This window comes from Paenibacillus terricola, assembly GCF_014779765.1.
In the GTDB taxonomy this organism is placed as follows: Bacteria; Bacillota; Bacilli; order Paenibacillales; family Paenibacillaceae; genus Paenibacillus_T; species Paenibacillus_T terricola.
On the sequence record NZ_JACXZA010000017.1, the window covers coordinates 1 to 1,729 of the forward strand.

The 1,729-nt window shown below is 52.5% G+C and carries 2 tRNA genes and 3 rRNA genes; all 5 read right to left on the minus strand.

The window, feature by feature from the left end:
- Positions 1–516 (minus strand): 23S ribosomal RNA (locus H8B09_RS30260); the annotation flags it as partial.
- A 116-nt stretch (positions 517–632) separates the two neighbouring features.
- Positions 633–708, minus strand: a tRNA-Ala gene (locus tag H8B09_RS30265).
- 14 nt (positions 709–722) lie between these two features.
- Positions 723–799 (minus strand) — tRNA-Ile (locus H8B09_RS30270).
- A 37-nt stretch (positions 800–836) separates the two neighbouring features.
- Positions 837–953 (minus strand): 5S ribosomal RNA (gene rrf / locus H8B09_RS30275).
- Positions 954–1,062: 109 nt separating this feature from the next.
- A 16S ribosomal RNA gene (locus H8B09_RS30280) occupies positions 1,063–1,729 on the minus strand; the annotation flags it as partial.

Consider the following 1,729-nt stretch of genomic DNA (forward strand, 5'->3'; position numbering starts at 1 on the left):
CCCTCACGGTACTGCTTCGCTATCGGTCACTAGGGAGTATTTAGCCTTGGCAGATGGTCCTGCCGGATTCCGACGGGGTTTCACGTGTCCCGCCGTACTCAGGATCCGTCTCGGAGAGTGCTGGCTTTTGGTTACAGGGCTTTTACCTTCTATAGCGGGCCTTTCCAGACCTCTTCGCCTAACCAACACCTTTGTAACTCCATGTGAGACGTCCTACAACCCCTACGGACAAGTCCGTAGGTTTGGGCTAATCCGCGTTCGCTCGCCGCTACTGACGGAATCACTATTGTTTTCTCTTCCTCAGGGTACTTAGATGTTTCAGTTCCCCTGGTATGCCTCATCTTACCTATGTATTCAGTAAGAAGTGACTGCGCATTACCGCAGCCGGGTTTCCCCATTCGGACATCCCCGGATCAAAGCCTGCTTACGGCTCCCCGAGGCAATTTCGTTGTTCGCCACGTCCTTCTTCGGCTCCTAGTGCCTAGGCATCCTCCGTGCGCTCTTAGTAGCTTAACCTGGTGTTTTCTATAAAGAGAACACTTCAATTAGCATTTATTACTCAAGCTAAAGGATGTTTCATTATTCGCTATCCAGTTTTCAAGGTGCAAAGTCGACCAATCAGAAGATTGATCTGGTGGAGCCAAGCGGGATCGAACCGCTGACCTCCTGCTTGCAAGGCAGGCGCTCTCCCAGCTGAGCTATGGCCCCGTATGAAATTGAAATGGTTGGCCTTAGTGGACTCGAACCACCGACCTCACCCTTATCAGGGGTGCGCTCTAACCAGCTGAGCTAAAGGCCAATATGATAACTATTTTTGGAGATACAAAAGCGTACCCGCTTGGCGTCGTCCTACTCTTCCAGGACCCTGCGGTCCAAGTACCATTGGCGCTGGAGGACTTAACGGTCGTGTTCGGTATGGGAACGCGTGGAACCCCTCCGCCATCGACACCAAACGGATATTCAGCTTTTAGAAAGAAACATTGTTCTTTCAAAACTGACAACGAGCGAGTAACAACTGTAAGCCTTTTATCTGATCATCATCGTGATCAGGTAATTCCTTAGAAAGGAGGTGATCCAGCCGCACCTTCCGATACGGCTACCTTGTTACGACTTCACCCCAATCATCTACCCCACCTTCGACGGCTGGCTCCTTGCGGTTACCCCACCGGCTTCGGGTGTTGTAAACTCTCGTGGTGTGACGGGCGGTGTGTACAAGACCCGGGAACGTATTCACCGCGGCATGCTGATCCGCGATTACTAGCAATTCCGACTTCATGGAGGCGAGTTGCAGCCTCCAATCCGAACTGAGACCAGCTTTATAGGATTCGCTCCGGATCGCTCCTTCGCAGCCCGTTGTACTGGCCATTGTAGTACGTGTGTAGCCCAGGTCATAAGGGGCATGATGATTTGACGTCATCCCCGCCTTCCTCCGGTTTGTCACCGGCAGTCATTCTAGAGTGCCCACCTTAATGTGCTGGCAACTAAAATCAAGGGTTGCGCTCGTTGCGGGACTTAACCCAACATCTCACGACACGAGCTGACGACAACCATGCACCACCTGTCTCCTCTGCCCCGAAGGGAAGGCCTGTCTCCAGACCGGTCAGAGGGATGTCAAGACCTGGTAAGGTTCTTCGCGTTGCTTCGAATTAAACCACATACTCCACTGCTTGTGCGGGTCCCCGTCAATTCCTTTGAGTTTCACTCTTGCGAGCGTACTCCCCAGGCGGAA